Origin of the sequence: Streptomyces sp. NPDC088350 (assembly GCF_044753545.1) — a bacterium.
Lineage (GTDB): Bacteria > Actinomycetota > Actinomycetes > Streptomycetales > Streptomycetaceae > Streptomyces.
In genome coordinates, this window is the sequence record NZ_JBIVNL010000001.1 from 334,402 (window position 1) to 352,570 (window position 18,169).

Below are 18,169 nucleotides of genomic sequence, written 5' to 3' on the forward strand. Positions count from 1 at the left end.
GGCGAGAGCACCCCAAAGGCGCGACGCATTATTCACCCTCCCACCCAAGGATGACTTATGCTCGCCTTATGATCGAGGCCCGTCATCTCCGCGTGCTGCGCGCCGTCGCCGCCACCGGCTCCTTCTCGGCGGCCGGGCGTGAGCTGGGCTGCACCCAGCCCGCCGTGAGCCAGCAGATGAAGGCCCTGGAGACCTCGGTCGGCACCCCGCTGCTGATCCGCACCGGCCGCGAGATGCGCCTGACCCAGGCGGGCGAGGCCCTGGTCCGGCACGGGGCCGGCATCCTCGCCGGTCTGACGGCGGCCGAGGAGGAGGTCGCCGCGATCGCCGGCCTGCGCGCGGGCCGGGTCCGCCTGGTCTCCTTCCCCAGCGGCAGCTCGACGCTCGTCCCCACCGCACTGGCCGCCCTGCGCGCCGCGCACCCCGGCACCCGCGTCTCCCTGGAGGAGGCCGAGCCGCCGAACTCCGTCGACCTGCTCCGCGAGGGCGACTGCGACATCGCACTCGCCTTCCGCTACGAGACCGCGGCGGGCGCCGAGGACTGGTCCGACCTGGTGGTACGACCCCTGCTCGGCGACCGCCTGGTCGCCCTGGTCCCGGAAAGACACCGCCTCGCGCGCGCGGGGTCCGTCGCCATCGCCGACCTCGCCCGCGAACCCTGGATCGCCGGCTGCCCGCGCTGCCGCGGTCAGTTGGTCGAGGTGTGCGAGAGCGCGGGCTTCACCCCGCGCATCGACTTCGCGACCGACGACTATCCGGCGGTGGTCGGCCTGGTGAGCGCGGGCCTGGGCGTCGCCGTACTGCCCCAGCTCGCCATCGAGTCCGTACGGCCCCGGGGCGCGCGGACGGTGACCCTGGAACCGGCGGTGCGGCGGCAGATCGTCGCGCTGACCCTGCCCGACCTGGCGCGGGTGCCCGCCGTGGCGGCGACGCTGGACCAGCTGGAGCGGGCGGCCCGCGAAAAATAGCGGGGCACGCGCACGCGTGCCCCGGTCGGAGAACTTGTCAGTGGGCTTGTTGGTGAACCCGTTGAAGAAACGTTCCTTCAGTTGTTCGAAGCGATGCCCCCGGCGGTCGCCGAAGCCGACACCAGCCGGTTGCGGGCCCGTCCCATCAGTTCTTCGCGCTCGTCCTCGGTGAGGCCGCCCCAGACGCCGTACGGCTCGCGCACCGCCAGCGCGTGCGCCGCGCACTGTGCACGGACCGGGCACCTCATGCAGACCTCTTTGGCCGAGTTCTCACGAGCGCTTCGTGCCGCACCGCGCTCGCCCTCGGGATGAAAGAAGAGCGAGCTGTCGACCCCTCGGCAGGCAGCCAGGAGCTGCCAGTCCCACAGGTCCGCGTTCGGTCCGGGAAGGCGGGAGAAATCTGCCATTGCGTGACCCCTTGTAGCCGTTATGGGCGGATACGGTGTCCACGACCGTACAACTACGATCTAAGGAGATGAAAATATGACTCATTGCGAATCTAGCCTCAGACACCAGCAAAAGGGAAGAAATAGGGCTGAATGGGGCACTGGTTGTGATGAAAGCTTGAGGGTCGGCCCCGCATGCCTCCACCGTGTCCGCACCCTCACGTAGAGTGCCGAAGATGGCACACGGCCCCGTAACTCTTTCGAGTGACCGTCGTTGAGAGTGCGAGGCGGTTGAAAACAACAAGTGCTCGGGCAGGCGTCCGAGTCGGTCGACCGCACAGGTGACGATTTCGTACCAGCCTGGAGGCTCAAGGTGACGCGCATCAGTTGCGGAGGGCGGCCATGACATCCGTCCTCGTCTGTGACGACTCCCCGCTTGCCCGAGAGGCGCTCCGCCGCGCGGTCGCGACCGTGCCCGGTGTCGAGCGCGTGACGACGGCGGCCAACGGCGAGGAAGTCCTCCGCCGCTGGGGTGCCGACCGCTCGGACCTCATCCTGATGGACGTACGCATGCCCGGACTGGGCGGTGTCGAGACCGTGCGGCGGCTGCTGTCCGCCGACCCGGGCGCACGCATCATCATGCTCACCGTCGCCGAAGACCTGGACGGCGTGGCCCTCGCGGTCGCGGCCGGCGCCCGCGGCTATCTGCACAAGGACGCCTCGCGCGCCGAACTGCGGGCCACGGTCACCCAGGCCCTCGCCGACCCGACCTGGCGGCTGGCCCCGCGCCGGCTGCGGTCCGCCGAGATGGGCGCCGCGCCGACGCTCACCGCGCGCGAGATCCAGGTCCTCGAAGGCATGAGCCACGGCCGCTCGAACGCGGAGATCGGCCGTGAGCTCTTCCTCTCCGAGGACACCGTCAAGACACACGCCCGGCGGCTCTTCAAGAAACTCGGCGCCTCGGACCGGGCGCACGCCGTGGCGCTCGGTTTCCGCTGGGGCCTGGTCCGTTAGGACGAGGTCAGTGGGTCGCAGCGGGGGTACGACAATCCCCGCCTACCTCATGGTGGGCGGGGGCGGCAAAAGGGCCCACCGGGTGCCCGCTGCTCGTTTCGCCGCGGATGCCGCATCCTTGAGGTGTGGAGTTCCTCGGGGACGAGTCGGTCGAGCGGGAGGGGAGGGCGCAGGAGATGAGTTCCGGCGCACCTGCTCATAACGCTTCGGTGCACAACAACGGACGCGGTGCCACGGACCCTTCGGCCGCAAGGCACCATGGACCGATGCGTGACGACGAGGGGGCCAGGGCCCAAGGGGCGATTGGTGGACTCGTCCTTCGCGCGGTCGACGGAGACGAGCAGGCAACGCACGACCTGCTCGCCCACGTACACCCACTGGCGCTGCGCTACTGCCGCACCCGTCTGTCCCGACTCCCGGGTGACGCGCGGCACTTCGTGGAGGACCTGGCCCAGGAGGTCTGCGTCGCCGTCCTCCTCGCACTGCCGCGCTACAAGGACACCGGTCGCCCCTTCGAGGCGTTCGTCTTCGCCATCGCCGCCCACAAGGTCGCCGACCTCCAGCGGGCCGCGATGCGCCACCCGGGTTCGACGGCGGTCCCGTCCGACGAGATGCCCGAGCGGCCGGACGACTCCCTCGGCCCCGAGGAGCGCGCCCTGCTCAGCAGCGACGCCGAATGGGCCAAGAAACTCATGGCCAACCTGCCGGAGAACCAGCGCGAGCTGCTTCTGCTGCGCATCGCCGTGGGCCTCACGGCGGAGGAGACCGGTCAGATGTTGGGAATGTCACCCGGCGCGGTCCGGGTCGCCCAGCACCGCGCGCTGAGCCGGCTTCGGGCACTGGCCGAGCAGTAACGCCCGTGGGGGCGCTGCCTTGAGCGGCAGCGCCTTGTGGCGGTGCCTTTCTTGAACAGTCGGCCGACGGCATCCGTACGAACATACGAAGCCCGGAGCGAGCCGTAGCCGTGGAATCGTGGAATTTGGTGACCGCGCTTCCCGTTAGCATGGACATCCGCACCGATCAAGGCCATTTGGGGAAGGTGTCATGACTGCCAACGTCGACGGAGTGCCCGCCAAATTCGCGACACTAGGGCTGACCTACGACGACGTGCTGCTGCTGCCGGGCGCGTCCGACGTGCTGCCGAACGCGGTCGACACCTCGTCCCGCATCTCGCGCAACGTCCGGGTCAACATCCCGCTGCTCTCCGCGGCGATGGACAAGGTGACCGAGTCCCGGATGGCGATCGCGATGGCCCGCCAGGGCGGCGTCGGCGTCCTGCACCGCAACCTGTCCGTCGAGGACCAGGTCAACCAGGTCGACCTCGTGAAGCGCTCCGAGTCCGGCATGGTCACCGACCCGATCACCGTGCACCCGGACGCCACGCTCGCCGAAGCCGACGCCCTGTGCGCCAAGTTCCGCATCAGCGGCGTCCCGGTGACCGACGGCAACAAGAAGCTGCTGGGCATCGTCACCAACCGCGACATGGCCTTCGAGACCGACCGCTCCCGTCAGGTGCGCGAGGTCATGACCCCCATGCCGCTGGTCACCGGCAAGGTCGGCATCACCGGCGCCGACGCCATGCAGCTGCTGCGCCGCCACAAGATCGAGAAGCTGCCCCTCGTCGACGAGGCCGGCATCCTCAAGGGCCTCATCACGGTCAAGGACTTCGTCAAGGCCGAGCAGTACCCGCACGCCGCCAAGGACGCAGAGGGCCGCCTCATCGTCGGCGCCGCCGTGGGCGCCAGCCCCGAGGCACTGGAGCGCGCGCAGGCCCTCGCCGAGGCCGGGGTGGACTTCCTGGTCGTCGACACCTCGCACGGCCACAACAGCAACGCCCTGAACTGGATGGCGAAGATCAAGTCCAGCGTCGGCGTCGACGTGATCGGCGGCAACGTCGCCACCCGCGACGGCGCCCAGGCCCTGATCGACGCCGGTGTCGACGGCATCAAGGTCGGCGTGGGCCCCGGCTCGATCTGTACGACCCGCGTCGTCGCCGGCATCGGCGTCCCGCAGGTCACCGCGATCTACGAAGCGTCCCTCGCCGCCCGCGCGGCCGGCGTCCCGCTCATCGGTGACGGCGGCCTGCAGTACTCCGGCGACATCGGCAAGGCGCTCGCCGCCGGTGCCGACACGGTGATGCTGGGCAGCCTGCTCGCGGGCTGCGAGGAGTCGCCGGGCGAGCTGCAGTTCATCAACGGCAAGCAGTTCAAGTCCTACCGCGGCATGGGCTCGCTCGGCGCGATGCAGTCCCGCGGCCAGGGCCGGTCGTACTCCAAGGACCGCTACTTCCAGGCCGAGGTCGCCTCCGACGACAAGCTCGTGCCCGAGGGCATCGAGGGCCAGGTGCCCTACCGCGGCCCTCTGGCCAACGTGCTGCACCAGCTCGTCGGCGGTCTGCGCCAGACCATGGGCTATGTCGGCGCGGCCACCATCGAGGAGATGGAGACCAAGGGCCGCTTCGTCCGGATCACCTCCGCGGGCCTCAAGGAGAGCCACCCGCACGACATCCAGATGACGGTCGAGGCACCGAACTACAGCCGCAGCAAGTAGTCGGCAGGCTTCCCCAGGGGCGGCTCCGGACACACCGGGGCCGCCCTTGTCGTGCCCGTCGGCGATACTGGAAGACGCTGAGACGCAGAAGGAAAGGCCACACACGTGACTGAGATCGAGATCGGGCGCGGCAAGCGCGGTCGGCGGGCGTACGCCTTCGACGACATCGCCGTCGTCCCCAGCCGCCGTACGCGGGACCCGAAGGAGGTCTCGATCGCCTGGCAGATCGACGCCTACCGCTTCGAACTGCCGTTCCTGGCCGCCCCCATGGACTCGGTCGTCTCCCCGGCCACCGCGATCCGCATCGGCGAGCTCGGCGGCCTCGGCGTGCTGAACCTCGAAGGCCTCTGGACGCGGTACGAGGACCCGCAGCCGCTGCTCGACGAGATCACCGAGCTGGACGCGGACGCCGCGACCCGCCGCCTCCAGGAGATCTACGCGGCTCCCATCAAGGAGGAGCTGATCGGGCAGCGCATCAAGGAGGTGCGCGACTCGGGCGTGGTCACCGCCGCCGCGCTCTCCCCGCAGCGCACGGCCCAGTTCTCCAAGGCCGTCGTCGACGCGGGCGTGGACATCTTCGTCATCCGCGGTACGACGGTCTCTGCGGAGCACGTGTCGGGCTCGCACGAGCCGCTGAACCTGAAGCAGTTCATCTACGAGCTGGACGTCCCGGTGATCGTCGGCGGCTGCGCCACGTACACGGCGGCCCTGCACCTGATGCGCACCGGCGCGGCCGGCGTCCTCGTCGGCTTCGGCGGCGGCGCCGCGCACACCACGCGCAACGTCCTGGGCATCCAGGTCCCGATGGCGACGGCCGTCGCCGACGTGGCCGCCGCCCGCCGCGACTACATGGACGAGTCCGGCGGCCGGTACGTCCACGTCATCGCCGACGGCGGTGTCGGCTGGTCCGGCGACCTCCCCAAGGCGATCGCCTGCGGCGCCGACGCGGTCATGATGGGCTCCCCGCTCGCCCGCGCCACGGACGGCCCCGGCAAGGGCCACCACTGGGGCATGGAAGCGGTCAACGAGGAACTCCCGCGCGGCAAGAAGGTCGACCTCGGCACGGTCGGCACGATCGAGGAGATCCTCACCGGCCCGTCCCACATCCCCGACGGCTCGATGAACATCTTCGGCGCGCTGCGGCGGGCGATGGCGACGACCGGGTACAGCGAGCTGAAGGAGTTCCAGCGCGTCGAGGTGACGGTGGCGGACTCGCAGCACAAGCGGTAGGCGTACGACGCTCTTAAGGGCCCGGACCTGGGTGGTCCGGGCCCTTTCGTGTGCTCAAGTGGGGCTGGTGGGGCGCGTGTTGGACCTAGGGGGCGCACGGTTGCGTTCGGGGCGATTGTGAGCCGTATGGCCGTGTCGGGCGGCTAATGTCCTTGATCGGCGGCCCAGTTCTTTTGGGTCGCCCCCTTCCAGGGACATGGTTCCGGACCCGGGCTCTCGGGGCCCGGCCCGAGTTCCGACGAGCCGCCTACCGGGTCAATGGGTGGCGTCGTGGAAGGGGGCGCACCCATGGGTCGTCACCGCAAGCCCACCCGCTGGGACCGGATCCGTCTTCGGATGGTGAAGCAACGGAGGAGGTGGATCTTGTGGATTCACGGCGGAAAGTGAGCGGCCACCCCTATATGAACTAGGGGTGGACACTCCGTCCACTTTTCAGGAGCCTGCCGCAGTGACCGCTGCGGTGGGCTCCACCTCGTTGGCGGAAGGTGAGCGGCCGTCCCTGCAAAGACCAGGGGCGGGCACTCCATCGTCCTCCACGAGCCTGCCGCAGTGCCCGCTGCGGTCGACTCCACCTGCTTCCGTACGGTACCGGCGCCGCGTGCCACACGCCACCAGCCCCCGACGCACACCCCGCCCCAAGCGCCCCCCTGCACAACCCGTGCGCCGGGGTCAGAGCGCGGCCTTCTTGGCCCCCGAGAACGCGGCGAACGCGGCGATGGCGAAGAAGACGAAGGTGAGCGGGTCGGCGTCGGCCTTCCAGGCGTCCTGGACGACGTCGAAGTGGTCGAAGAAGACCTTGCTGAAGTTCACGCCCAGCTCGTCCGCGCCGATCATCGCCTCACCGACCAGCTGGCCGAGGTAGACCGCGCCGAGGGCCAGGGCGGCGCTGACCACGGGAAGCACGGGGTTGCGCCCGCCGAGCCTGCCCGCAGCCAGGCCGATGACGAAGCCGACGCCGACCGCCGCCCAGCCGATCTCGTGCTTGGTGGTGCCGATGACGACGCCGTAGATGCCGGCGGCGACCAGTGCGGCGACGACGGCGGTCACCAGGCCGAGCGCGATGTTGTTCTTCAGGGGAGCGGGCGGGGCGTACGGAGCCGGGGGCGGCGGTGGTACGGCGCCGGGCTGCTGGGCGTACGGGTTGCCGTCGACCGGCTGCGGGTGCGGCTGTACGGGCGCCTGCGGCTGGGACTGCGCCTCGGGCTGCGGCTGTGGCGGCTGCGGTGGCGTGGCTGACTGGCTCATGACAGAAATCCCCCCACGGGATGCGAAGACAGGAAAGGTGAAGCGGAGATGCGCGCGCACGGATATGCGACACCTGTGCGACGAGTGTGGGGAGATTAGCAGGTTGATGTGGCCCGGTGACCAGTCGTTTTCGTGCTCAGAGCCGGTGTGCGGCCCCGGTCGGTGTGGCTCCCCGCGTGTCCAGCAGCAACTGCGCCTTCACCGACAGGCCTTGGAGGTCGTACGTCCGGTGCTGCTGGAGCAGGATCGTCAGGTCGGCGTCGGCCGCCGCCTCGTAGAGGGAGTCCGCGCGGGGGACCGGGCGGTCGAGGACGCTCCAGGACGGGATGTGCGGGTCGTGGTAGCTGACGGAGGCGCCGAGTTCCATCAGGCGGATCGCGATCTCCTGGGCGGGGGTGGCCTGTTGGTCGGCGAGGTCGGCCTTGTAGGTGACGCCCAGCAGCAACACCCGTGCTCCGCGCGCGGACTTGCCGTGCTCGTTGAGGAGCGTGGCGGCGCGCTGGATGACGTAGCGGGGCATGTGGTTGTTGACCTGCTGGGCGAGTTCGACCATGCGGAGTGGGCGCCCCCCGTGTGCCGTCAGGTCCTGGGGGACGGCGTGGCCGCCGACGCCGGGGCCGGGGCGGAAGGCCTGGAAGCCGAACGGCTTGGTCTCCGCGCAGCGGATGACGTCCCAGAGGTCGACGCCCAAGTCGTGGCACAGGACGGCCATTTCGTTGACGAGGGCGATGTTGACGTGCCGGAAATTGGTCTCCAGTAGCTGCACGGTTTCCGCTTCGCGCAGTCCACGCGCGCGTACCACCTTGTCGGTGAGACGGCCGTAGAAGGCGGCGGCCGACTCGGTGCAGGCGGGGGTCAGGCCCCCGATCACCTTGGGGGTGTTGGCGGGGGTGAAGTCGCGGTTGCCGGGGTCGACACGGCTGGGGGAGTAGGCGAGGTGGAAGTCGCGGCCCGCGCGGAGGCCCGATCCCTCTTCGAGGAGGGGGCGGAGGAAGTTCTCGGTGGTGCCGGGGTGCACCGGTGACTCCAGGATCACCGTGGTGTGCGGGCGCAGGTGGGCCGCGAGGGCGCGGGCGGCCGTCTCCACCTGGCTGAGGTCGAGGCCGCCGTCCGCGTTCGGCGGGGTCGGCGCGCAGATCACGGCGGTGCGTACGCGGCCGAGTTCGGCGGGGTTGGTGGCCGGCCGGAAGCCCCCCGAGAGCATCCGGCGCAGTTCGGCGGGGCTGATGGAGCCGACCTCGGGGCCGGTCTTGAAGCCGGCCGTGACGATGCCGGCGGCGACAGCGGCCTGGGCCAGGGGCAGGCCGAGAGGACCGAGTCCGATGACGGCGAGATCTGCGGGCATGGCGTGGGCCGTCCTTCCCAGTAACCGAAGCGGGACAGGTGCGCAAGCCCTGTGGACAGAACGAGCGAGCGCAATGTCAGACTAGGAGTAAATATGACCGTTATGCGGGATTGGATGGCTGTGTTTTTCGGCAGTCCTGTGATTGTTGTCCACAGGCTGGGGGCGAGTGGTGGCTGAAGTCGGGCATCCCGGTCAGAATTTGGGCAGGAGGGATACGAACCGGGCTTCGCCGAACGGGTGCGGCCGGCGCTACCGATAGCGGGAGGCAGCGGTGAGGACAGCGACACTGGGTCCGGCGCAGCGGGCCGAGGCACTGGCGGGAATGGCCGAGGGCGAACTGGACGTGCTCGTCGTGGGCGGAGGCGTGGTCGGCGCGGGCACCGCCCTGGACGCCGTGACACGTGGCCTGTCGACGGGACTGGTCGAGGCGCGCGACTGGGCCTCGGGCACGTCGAGCAGGTCGAGCAAGCTCATCCACGGAGGTCTGCGCTATCTGGAGATGCTCGACTTCGCGCTCGTCCGCGAGGCCCTCAAGGAACGCGGACTGCTCCTGGAGCGGCTCGCCCCGCACCTGGTGAAGCCGGTGCCGTTCCTGTACCCGCTCCAGCACAAGGGCTGGGAGCGCCTCTACGCCGGCTCGGGTGTCGCGCTCTACGACGCGATGTCCATGGCCCGCGCCCATGGTCGCGGCCTGCCGACGCACCGTCACCTGAGCCGCCGTCACGCGCTGCGCGTGGCACCCGCCTTGAAGAAGGACGCCCTGGTCGGGGCGCTTCAGTACTACGACGCCCAGATGGACGACGCCCGCTATGTGGCCACCCTGGTGCGCACGGCCTCGTCGTACGGCGCGAAGGTCGCCAACGGCGCGCGCGTGACCGGGTTCCTGCGCGAGGGCGAGCGGGTGGTCGGCGCCCGGGTGCAGGACGTCGAGGCGGGCGGGGAGTACGAGATCCGCGCGAAACAGATCGTGAACGCCACGGGCGTGTGGACGGACGACACCCAGGCGATGGTCGGCGAGCGCGGACAGTTCCACGTCCGGGCCTCCAAAGGCATCCACCTGGTCGTGCCCAAGGACCGCATCAACTCCACCAGCGGGCTGATCCTGCGCACCGAGAAGTCCGTGCTGTTCGTCATCCCGTGGGGCCGGCACTGGATCGTCGGCACCACCGACACCGACTGGGACCTCGACAAGGCCCACCCGGCCGCGTCAAGCGCCGACATCGACTACCTCCTTGAGCATGTGAACTCGGTGCTCGCGGTGCCGCTGACCAGAGACGACGTGCAGGGTGTGTACGCGGGACTGCGTCCGCTGCTCGCCGGCGAGTCCGACGCCACCAGCAAGCTGTCGCGCGAGCACACCGTGGCGCATCCGGTGCCGGGGCTCGTCGTCGTGGCGGGCGGCAAGTACACGACGTACCGGGTGATGGCCAAGGACGCCGTCGACGAGGCGGTGCACGGGCTCGACATGCGGGTCGCCGAGTGCGTCACCGAGGACGTGCCGCTGCTCGGGGCGGAGGGCTACCGGGCGTTGTGGAACGCGCGGGCGCGGATCGCCTCGAAGACCGGCATCCATGTGGTGCGCGTGGAGCACCTGCTGAACCGTTTCGGGTCGATGGCGGAGGAGATCCTCGACCTCATCGCCAAGGACCCCGCGCTCGGCGAACCCCTCCAGTTCGCCGACGACTATCTGCGCGCCGAGGTCGTCTACGCCGCCTCGCACGAGGGCGCGCGCCATCTGGACGACGTCCTCACCCGCCGCACCCGCATCTCGATCGAGACCTTCGACCGGGGCACGCGCAGCGCCCGTGAGGCCGCCGAGTTGATGGCACCGGTGCTCGGCTGGGACAAGGACCAGATCGAGCGCGAGGTCGAGCACTACGAGAAGCGGGTCGAGGCCGAGCGGGAGTCCCAGCGCCAGCCCGACGACCTGACGGCGGACGCGGCGCGGTTGGGGGCGCCGGACATCGTGGCGTTGGAGGGCGACTGAGGATCCGTCGGGTCCCGGGTCGGCTTCACTCGAACGAGTGTCGTGAGCTGGGATCTTTGTGCGGAACCCGGCCGTTCTACGAGGTGCGGGGGCAGAACTCGGCGGCGAGCAGGGCCGGTTCGAGTCCGGGGTCCGCTATCCCGCTCGTGTTCACACGGAAGGTGAGGACGCGACGACCGCCGACGGTGGCTGCGGTGCGCACGTAGCTTCCCGAGATCCGGCCGTTGTGCCCCCACACCGTGATGCCGCACGGGAGTTTCACCGGGAACACACCCATGCCGTACGAGCCGTGTGCGGTACGGGTGTTGAGCATCTCGCGCAGCCAGTGCGGGGGCAGGAGCGCGCCGCCGAGCAGGGCCGAGTAGAAGCGGTTCAGATCGGCGAGCGTGGTCACCAGCTCGCCCGCGGCGCCGGCCACCCGCGGGTCGAGATCGGTGACGTCGGAGCCGTCGGTGGCGTAGGCGCGGCCGTGCGGTGAGGGAAGAGTGGTGCGGGAGCCCGGGAAGGAGGTGCCCGTCAGACGCAGCGGAGCGATGATGCGGCGCTCGGCCTCGGTGGCGTACGAGTGGCCGGTGACCTGCCGGACGACCAGGCCGAGCAGCACGTAGTTGGTGTTCGAGTAGGAGAAGCGGCCTCGATCGGCCGGAGGGTGGGTGAGGGCTATAAGGACAGCCTCAGTTGGGGAGACGGGGATCGTGCCCCCGGTCGCCGCGGCGAAGTCGTACAGACCGCTGGTGTGGGTGAGCAGGGAACGGAGGGTCAGCGCGCGCCCGTCGTTGCCCGCTCCGCGCACCAGGCCCGGCAGGTGCTGCTCCACCGTGTCGGACAGGGACAGGCGGTGTTCGGCGGCCAGTTGGAGGACCACCGTCGCGATGAAGGTCTTCGTGATGCTGCCGGCGCGGAAGTGGTCGGCGCGGCTGATGCCTGTTCCGGCCTGTGTGTATTCCGTCCTGCCGGATGCGTAGGAACTCTCGGCCCGCGCGAGGTGCGTCTCGGCCTGCGAGTGATCCGTCCCGGCCTGCGAGAGGTCGGTCTCGGTTCGCGCGTGATCCGTCCCGGGCCGCGCGTGATCCGTTCCGGACCAGGTGCGGCGGAAGCCCGTTCCAGCGTGGGCCAGTAGTGCCGCGGCGGGGGCTCTGCCTCGGGTGACCAGCAGTCGGACCAGGGTGTTCGTGGCCGGTGCCGGGCCGGCTTGCGAGGCGGCGGTGGACAGGCAGAGGAAGGCCAGGGACACCGGAATGGCCAGGAGTGTCCGAGGTGTGGGCATCGCGATCCTCCGTTCTCGCGGGTCATCCTGCCGGACTTGGCTGTGTGACCTGCGGCGGATGCGCGAGGGGCGGTGTCCTCGGTGCGCGGGGAGAGGCCCCCTGGGCGTTGGGCACTTGTTCGGTGGGGGACAATGGAGGCTCTGTCAGGGCGGGTTGCATGAGGGGACGCATGTCGGAGGCGGAGCGGGCGGGGACATCCCGTCAGGACACTCGTCGGGACAAGAACGAGCGTCTTCTCGCCGGGCGGTACCGGTTGGGAGAAGTGCTCGGCCGCGGAGGCATGGGCACGGTGTGGCGTGCCGAGGACGAAACCCTGGGCCGGACGGTCGCCGTCAAGGAGTTGCGGTTCCCGTCCAGCATCGACGAGGACGAGAAACGGCGGCTGATCACGCGGACGTTGCGCGAGGCCAAGGCCATCGCGCGGATCCGCAACACCAGCGCGGTGACGGTCTTCGACGTGGTCGACGAGGACGACCGGCCGTGGATCGTCATGGAGTTGGTCGAGGGCAAGTCGCTCGCCGAGGCCATCCGGGAGGACGGCCTGCTCGAACCCCGGCGTGCGGCGGAGGTCGGCCTCGCGATACTCGACGTCCTGCGGTCCGCGCACCGCGAGGGCATCCTGCACCGTGACGTGAAGCCGTCGAACGTGCTGATCGCCGAGGACGGCCGGGTCGTGCTCACCGACTTCGGTATCGCGCAGGTCGAGGGCGACCCGTCGATCACCTCCACCGGCATGCTTGTCGGCGCGCCCTCGTACATCTCCCCGGAGCGGGCCCGAGGGCACAAGCCCGGTCCGGCGGCCGACCTGTGGTCGCTCGGCGGCCTGCTGTACGCGGCGGTCGAGGGCGCACCGCCGTACGACAAGGGTTCCGCGATCGCCACGCTCACCGCGGTGATGACCGAGCCGCTGGAGGAGCCGAAGAACGCCGGGCCGTTGAAGGACGTCATCTACGGCCTGCTGACCAAGGATCCGGCCCAGCGCCTCGACGACGCGGGCGCCCGGGTGATGCTCAACGCGGTGATCCACGCGCCGGAGCCCAAGGCGGCCGACCCGGAGCCGGTGCCGCCGGCGGACGCGACGAGGGTGGTGCCGCTGCCCGTGCAGCCGGGGCCGGCCGAGTCCGGCGGTAGGAAGAGCGGTGGCGGTGGCGGGAGTTCGGCGGGGGCCGAGCGGTTGCGTGGGGCGTTGCGGTCCATGCGGAAGGCCGCCGGGGGTTCGGCGGCGGCCGGGGCGGCCACTTCGGCGGCTGCGGATGCCGGTGGCGGTGCGGGGGCGGGTGCCGCTTCCCGTGTGACTTCAACTCCCGCTCCTGTGAAGGCGGGTGGCTCGGGCGCGGGTTCGGCGGGTACGCCGGGTGCGGGTGCGGGTGCGGGTGCGGGTACTGGAGCGGGTGGCGCGGTTGGCGTCGTTGGTTCTTCGGGTACGAGTGGCCCCGGTGCTTCCGGTGCTTCCGGTGCTTCCGGTGCTTCCGGTGGTTCGGGGGCCGGTGGTTCCGGTGATGTGAAGGGTGCGGGGGCTGTCGGCGCGGGTTCCGGGGCTGTTGCTGCCGGGCCTCGGGCGCCGGGGGTGCCTGCGGCCAGGTCGGGTGTCGCGTCCGGTGTGAGTGCCGCGTCCGGTTCGGCGACCCGTTCCGGGGTGTCGGAGGGTTCCGGTGCGGCGGGTGTCTCCGGGGCGTCGGGTGACGCCGGTGTGTCGGGCGGCCCGGCGGCGAAGGCCGGGGTTTCGGACTCGGGTGCGCGTGACTCGGGTGCGCGTGACTCGGGTGTGCGGGAGTCGAGTCTGCGGGACTCCGGTATCAGGGACACGACCACGCACGAGGTGGGTGCGCGGGGGGCCAACTCGGCTTCCGGTGGGCGGAGTTCGGGGTGGCCCGTGATGACGCCGCCGGATCTGCCGCCGCGGTCCGTGCCGAGGGCGCCGATCACCGACGTGGTGCCGAAGCGGACGCTGGTGATCATCGCGGTCGTCATCGTGCTCGCGGTGCTCGGTGTCGTGCTGGCGTTCACGCTGGGTGACGGTGACAGCGGCTCGAAGGGCTCGAAGCACAACGGCGGCGCCAAGGCGGGCAGCAGTGCCAGTGCCAGTGCCGGCGCGAGTGCGAGCGCCGACACCAAGAAGGACACCGGCGACACCGCGAGCGGCGACGGCGCGCAGGCCGACTCCACGGCGACGGTACCGGCCGCGGGGAGCACGGCGAGTCCGGGTGCGAGCGCGTCCGGCGGGACCGGTGGCCAGGCGAGCGGCACCTCGGGCGGTGCCGCGGTGGTGAAGACGTACAAGGGGAGCCAGGGGTTCTCGATAGGCCTGCCCGCCGGGTGGTCGTACCAGTCGACCGACTCGGCGGGGGTCCGGCTGGCCGGGCCCGACGGGCAGAAGCTGCTGATCGCCTGGACCAGTACGCCGAAGGGTGACGCGGTGGCGGACTGGAAGAACCAGGAGCAGGGCATGACGCGCTCCGGGTACACGCGGATCCGAATAGAGGGGGTGAGCTACCGGGGCTGGAACACGGCCGACTGGGAGTTCACCTATGAGGACGGCGGGACGAAGTACCGCACCATCGACCGCGGGTTCGTCGTCAACAGTCATCTCGGATATGCGCTCATGTACACCGCGAAAGCGGCTAATTGGGACACCGAACTGCGCAAGGACACCTGGGCGACGCTGACGAAGACGTTCGAACCGAAGCCGTGAGGCGGGTGGGTCCGGGTTTGGCGCGCCAGATACGTCAACCCCTCTTTGCGGGTTGCCTCCGGCACGTATCGTGAATGGTTGCGGACCGTAGGCATCCAGGTATGCGTGCGGAACGGGGCGCAAGGCGAACGGAATTGACCAACCGGGCGGCCGGGGGAGGCAACGTGGACGACTATGCGGGTCGGGTGCTCGCCGACCGCTACCGCCTGCCGCTGCCGCCCTCCGACGAGTACGAACTCACCGAGACCCGCGCCTTCGACACCTACAGCGGGCAGGAAGTCCTGGTACGCCAGGTGCCGTTGCCGGAGGTCGTCGAGGCGGAGGTGCTCGGCGAGGACGGGCTGCCCGACGGGTTCACCGCGCGGGATCGCGGGGCGCGACGGCCGGCCACGGCGCGGACGGCCACCCGGCGGCCGAGCGATCCGGCGGTACGGCGTGCGGTCGAGGCCGCGCAGGCCGCGGCGCGGATCCCCGACCATCCCCGGCTGGACCAGGTCTTCGACGTGTTCGCCGAGGGCGGTTCGCTCTGGATAGTGAGCGAACTGGTGTCCGCCCAGACGCTGGCCGCGCTGCTCGTCGAGAAGCCGTTGTCGCCGTACCGGGCGGCCGAGGTCGCCGCCGACGTACTGATGGCGCTGCGGGTGCTGCACGCGCACGGCTGGGTGCACCGCAACATCACCGCGCGCACGGTGCTCGTCTGCGACGACGGCCGCGTGATGCTGACCGGGCTCGCGGTCGGCGCGGCGGAGGAGGCACTGTGCGGCTACGACCCGGTGCCGCCCCAGGACGGTGAGGACAGCGAGGGCGGGGGCGCGGCGCGCGGACAGCATGGTGGCGCGGCTGTGGTCTCCGCGGCTTCGGCCGGTTCTGCGCGTTCCGGCGGCTCTACGGTTCCTGCGGTCCCCGGTGATTCCCGTGCCGGTGGCGGGGCGATCGGCTTCGGGGGCGCGGGGGGCGGACCCGGCGCCGCTGCCGCCGCTGCCGTAAGCCCTGTTGATGTGGATCCCGAGGCCGCTCGGCGGGCCGCGATCGAGGCGCGGGCCGCCGGTGGGCTGCCCGGAGTCGGTGTGGAGGGCGGTGGCGGGGGTGGTTCCTCCGCCGCGCTGGCCCGCAGGGAAGCGGACGGCGTCGGTGACATCCGGGCCGCGCGGGCCGGGGCGATCGCCGCGTACCGCGCGGGCGCGCGAGCCGCTGCGCGGGTACAGGAGGCCCAGCAGGCGGGACGCCCGGCGCTGCCCGGCGCACGCCCCGCCCCCGCGGGTGAACACGGCACCGCGCAGCCGGGCGGCGCGGCCCCGCTGCCGTACGCCGGCGGCAACGGCGTCGAGCACCCGGCCGGCACCACGCCCCCGGGCCAGATAGCCGACCCCTACGGCGTCCGCAACACGGCCTGGCACGGCGCGGCACCACGTCCCGGCGCCGGCGGTACGGCCCCGGCAGTGCAGGGCGACCGGGCATTTCCTCCGCAGGCGGGCGGCGCCGGCACACCGTCCCCGGGCGGAACAGGCACGTTCCCCGGCGCGGATCCCTCGGGAGGCCCGTTCGGCGCGGACACTTCCGGACACCGCGCGGATGCTCCGGCCCAGGGCGGAGACACCTCGGGTCGTGGTCAGGGCCCCTCGGGTTACGGCAGGGACGCCTCGGCCTACGCGGGGGACAATGCCCCGCCTCACGGCACCGATACTTCGGGCTATGGCGCCGGTACCCCGCCTCATGGAACGAACACCTCGGGCCATGGTCAGGGCCCCTCGGGCTACGCGGGGAACAACGCCCCGCCTCACGGCACCGGCATCCCGGGCTACGGCAGGGACGCTTCGACCTACGCCGGGGACAATGCCTCGCCCCAGGGCACCGATGCCTCGGGCTACCGCGCCGGCCCCCCGCCTCACGGCACCGACGCCGCCGGCTACCGCGCCAACACCCCGCCTCACGGCACGAACACCCCACCCCGCGGCGCTGACCCCACCGGCTACGGCGCGCTCACCGCCGCCGGTCAGCCCGGCGTAGCCGCCTCCGGCAACCCCCGCCTCCCCGGTCTCGACGGATCCGTCCCGTCGCCCGGCCCCGGTGACTCCCCCCAAACCCCCTCCCGCTGGGACGAGTTGGCCGCCGCCGGAGTGCCCGCCCGCCGTGGGCCCGCCACCGCGTTGGCCGCCGAGCGGGCTCGGCAGGTGCGGATGACGGTTGTGGGGCCGGTGACCGAGCGGTGGGCGCCGGAGCAGGCCGTGCCGGTGCATGAGAACTGGCAGTTGGCCGCGCCGATCGGGCCGGCCACCGACCTGTGGGCGCTGGGCGCGCTGCTCTTCAGGGCCGTGCAGGGGCATGCGCCCTATCCGGAGGAGTCGACGGCCGAGCTGGTGCAGCTCGTGTGCGCGGAGCCGCCCGCGTTCGCGGAGGAGTGCGGGCCGCTGCGGCCGGTGGTGGAGTCGTTGCTCCGGCAGGACCCGACCGAGCGGCTCGACTTCGAGGAACTGCGGGGCTGGCTGCGGTCGTTGGTGCGTTCGGCGCCCGAGCCCGAGGCCGGTACGTATGTCGTCGCCACCCCGCCGACCGACCCCCGGCGGCTGCCGATCGTGCGGCGGCGCGGCGAGTTGGTGCGCAGGCGCCGGGCCGGGTTGCCCGCGACCAGTCCGCACGGGCGGCACAAGCGGGCCAAGGAAGAGGTCGGAGGGTCGCCTCGGAGGCTGGGCCGGACCCTGCTCATTCTTATTTTCCTTCTGCTGGCCGGTGCCGTCGCGTACGCCATGCTCTTCATGCCCAAGTCCGGGGAGAGCACCGGGGCCGGGCAGGGGGACAAGACCGGGGCCGCCGGGGACGTAAGCCCCGCGCCCTCCCAGTCGTCGGCCGCGGCGAGCAGCCGGCCGCAGCCCGACCAGACCTCGCCCGCGGCCCACAACAGCCCTTCCACATCCGCCAGTTCGACCCCGACACAGACCGGCTCGAACGTTGCCGACGGGTTCGTGCTGCGCAAGGACCCCGAAGGGTTCCAGATCGCCGTCGCCAAGGGCTGGACCCGTACGCCGAAGAACGGGAGCGGCCAAGTCGTCTACTCCCACGGCGACTTCGAGCTGATCGTCGTGCCGGGGCGGGACAGCGCCACGGCGAACGGCAGCGACCCGATGGTGTACCAGCGGGACAAGGAGCGGGAGTTGGCGCCCTACCGTGCGTCCAGCTGGGCCACCGCCACCGGGCTGCGGACCATCACCGTGGGCGGAAAGACCATGGCCGAGGGGCAGTTCACCTGGACGGACAGCCAGGGCGGCGACCTGTTCGTACGCAACATGGCGTTCCTCATCGACGGCAGGTACCACATCGTGCAGGTACGCGGCCCGGAGGCCCAACGGGACGAGGTGACACGGCTGTACGAGCAGGCGTCGTCGACCTATCAGTACACCGGGTGACCTGCGGAGGCGGCGCGCCGAAGCCCGATGGTTCCCGTTCGGGCGCAGAAGCGACAACCGTCACAGTGCGGTCTCCGTGGTAC

The 18,169-nt window shown here is 71.1% G+C and carries 12 protein-coding genes; 8 read left to right on the forward strand and 4 right to left on the reverse strand.

Features of this window, described 5'->3' with window-relative positions; translation table 11 throughout:
- Positions 1-68 precede the first annotated feature (68 nt).
- Complete coding sequence (locus ACIQBL_RS01580) at positions 69-968, forward strand: LysR family transcriptional regulator (RefSeq protein WP_401935604.1); 900 nt, start codon at positions 69-71, stop codon at positions 966-968.
- A 77-nt stretch (positions 969-1,045) separates the two neighbouring features.
- Here the strand turns inward: ACIQBL_RS01580 and ACIQBL_RS01585 are convergent, their stop codons facing one another.
- Positions 1,046-1,375: a WhiB family transcriptional regulator gene (locus ACIQBL_RS01585; RefSeq protein ID WP_401935606.1), complete on the reverse strand. Its 330-nt coding sequence runs from the start codon at positions 1,373-1,375 to the stop codon at positions 1,046-1,048.
- 381 nt (positions 1,376-1,756) lie between these two features.
- Here ACIQBL_RS01585 and ACIQBL_RS01590 point away from each other — a divergent pair, with 381 nt between their 5' ends.
- The 4 genes from ACIQBL_RS01590 to ACIQBL_RS01605 all read left to right on the forward strand — a co-directional run bounded on the left by ACIQBL_RS01590 (position 1,757) and on the right by ACIQBL_RS01605 (position 6,148).
- Positions 1,757-2,368 (forward strand): response regulator transcription factor, encoded by a 612-nt coding sequence (locus ACIQBL_RS01590; RefSeq protein WP_003948568.1) that lies wholly within the window; start codon positions 1,757-1,759, stop codon positions 2,366-2,368.
- Positions 2,369-2,634: 266 nt separating this feature from the next.
- On the forward strand, positions 2,635-3,222 hold the full coding sequence (locus ACIQBL_RS01595) for a sigma-70 family RNA polymerase sigma factor (protein ID WP_262056184.1): 588 nt from the start codon (positions 2,635-2,637) through the stop codon (positions 3,220-3,222).
- Positions 3,223-3,412: 190 nt separating this feature from the next.
- Entirely contained in the window at positions 3,413-4,918 is a 1,506-nt protein-coding gene (gene guaB / locus ACIQBL_RS01600) for an IMP dehydrogenase (protein ID WP_401935608.1), read from the forward strand.
- Positions 4,919-5,023: 105 nt separating this feature from the next.
- The gene (locus ACIQBL_RS01605) at positions 5,024-6,148 is read left to right on the forward strand and encodes a GuaB3 family IMP dehydrogenase-related protein (protein WP_355923078.1); all 1,125 of its coding nucleotides are present in this window, start codon (positions 5,024-5,026) and stop codon (positions 6,146-6,148) included.
- Between the two features lie 669 nt (positions 6,149-6,817).
- On the opposite strand, the gene ACIQBL_RS01610 is transcribed toward ACIQBL_RS01605, so the two are convergent.
- Positions 6,818-7,393, reverse strand: coding sequence for a hypothetical protein (locus ACIQBL_RS01610; RefSeq protein WP_401935610.1), 576 nt, complete (start codon positions 7,391-7,393; stop codon positions 6,818-6,820).
- Positions 7,394-7,529: 136 nt separating this feature from the next.
- Positions 7,530-8,738, reverse strand: a complete 1,209-nt coding sequence (locus ACIQBL_RS01615; RefSeq protein ID WP_401935612.1) for a nucleotide sugar dehydrogenase — start codon at positions 8,736-8,738, stop codon at positions 7,530-7,532.
- A gap of 271 nt (positions 8,739-9,009) precedes the next feature.
- On the opposite strand from ACIQBL_RS01615, the gene ACIQBL_RS01620 reads away from it, so the two are divergent.
- Positions 9,010-10,725 (forward strand): glycerol-3-phosphate dehydrogenase/oxidase, encoded by a 1,716-nt coding sequence (locus ACIQBL_RS01620; RefSeq protein WP_401935614.1) that lies wholly within the window; start codon positions 9,010-9,012, stop codon positions 10,723-10,725.
- A 76-nt stretch (positions 10,726-10,801) separates the two neighbouring features.
- Here the strand turns inward: ACIQBL_RS01620 and ACIQBL_RS01625 are convergent, their stop codons facing one another.
- A complete protein-coding gene (locus ACIQBL_RS01625) occupies positions 10,802-11,992 on the reverse strand; it encodes a serine hydrolase domain-containing protein (RefSeq protein WP_401935616.1) in 1,191 nt (396 codons plus the stop codon).
- Between the two features lie 170 nt (positions 11,993-12,162).
- Between ACIQBL_RS01625 and ACIQBL_RS01630 the strand changes: the two genes are divergently transcribed.
- Entirely contained in the window at positions 12,163-14,685 is a 2,523-nt protein-coding gene (locus tag ACIQBL_RS01630; protein ID WP_401935618.1) for a protein kinase, read from the forward strand.
- 164 nt (positions 14,686-14,849) lie between these two features.
- On the forward strand, positions 14,850-18,086 hold the full coding sequence (locus ACIQBL_RS01635) for a protein kinase (protein ID WP_401935620.1): 3,237 nt from the start codon (positions 14,850-14,852) through the stop codon (positions 18,084-18,086).
- The last annotated feature ends 83 nt before the right edge of the window (positions 18,087-18,169 follow it).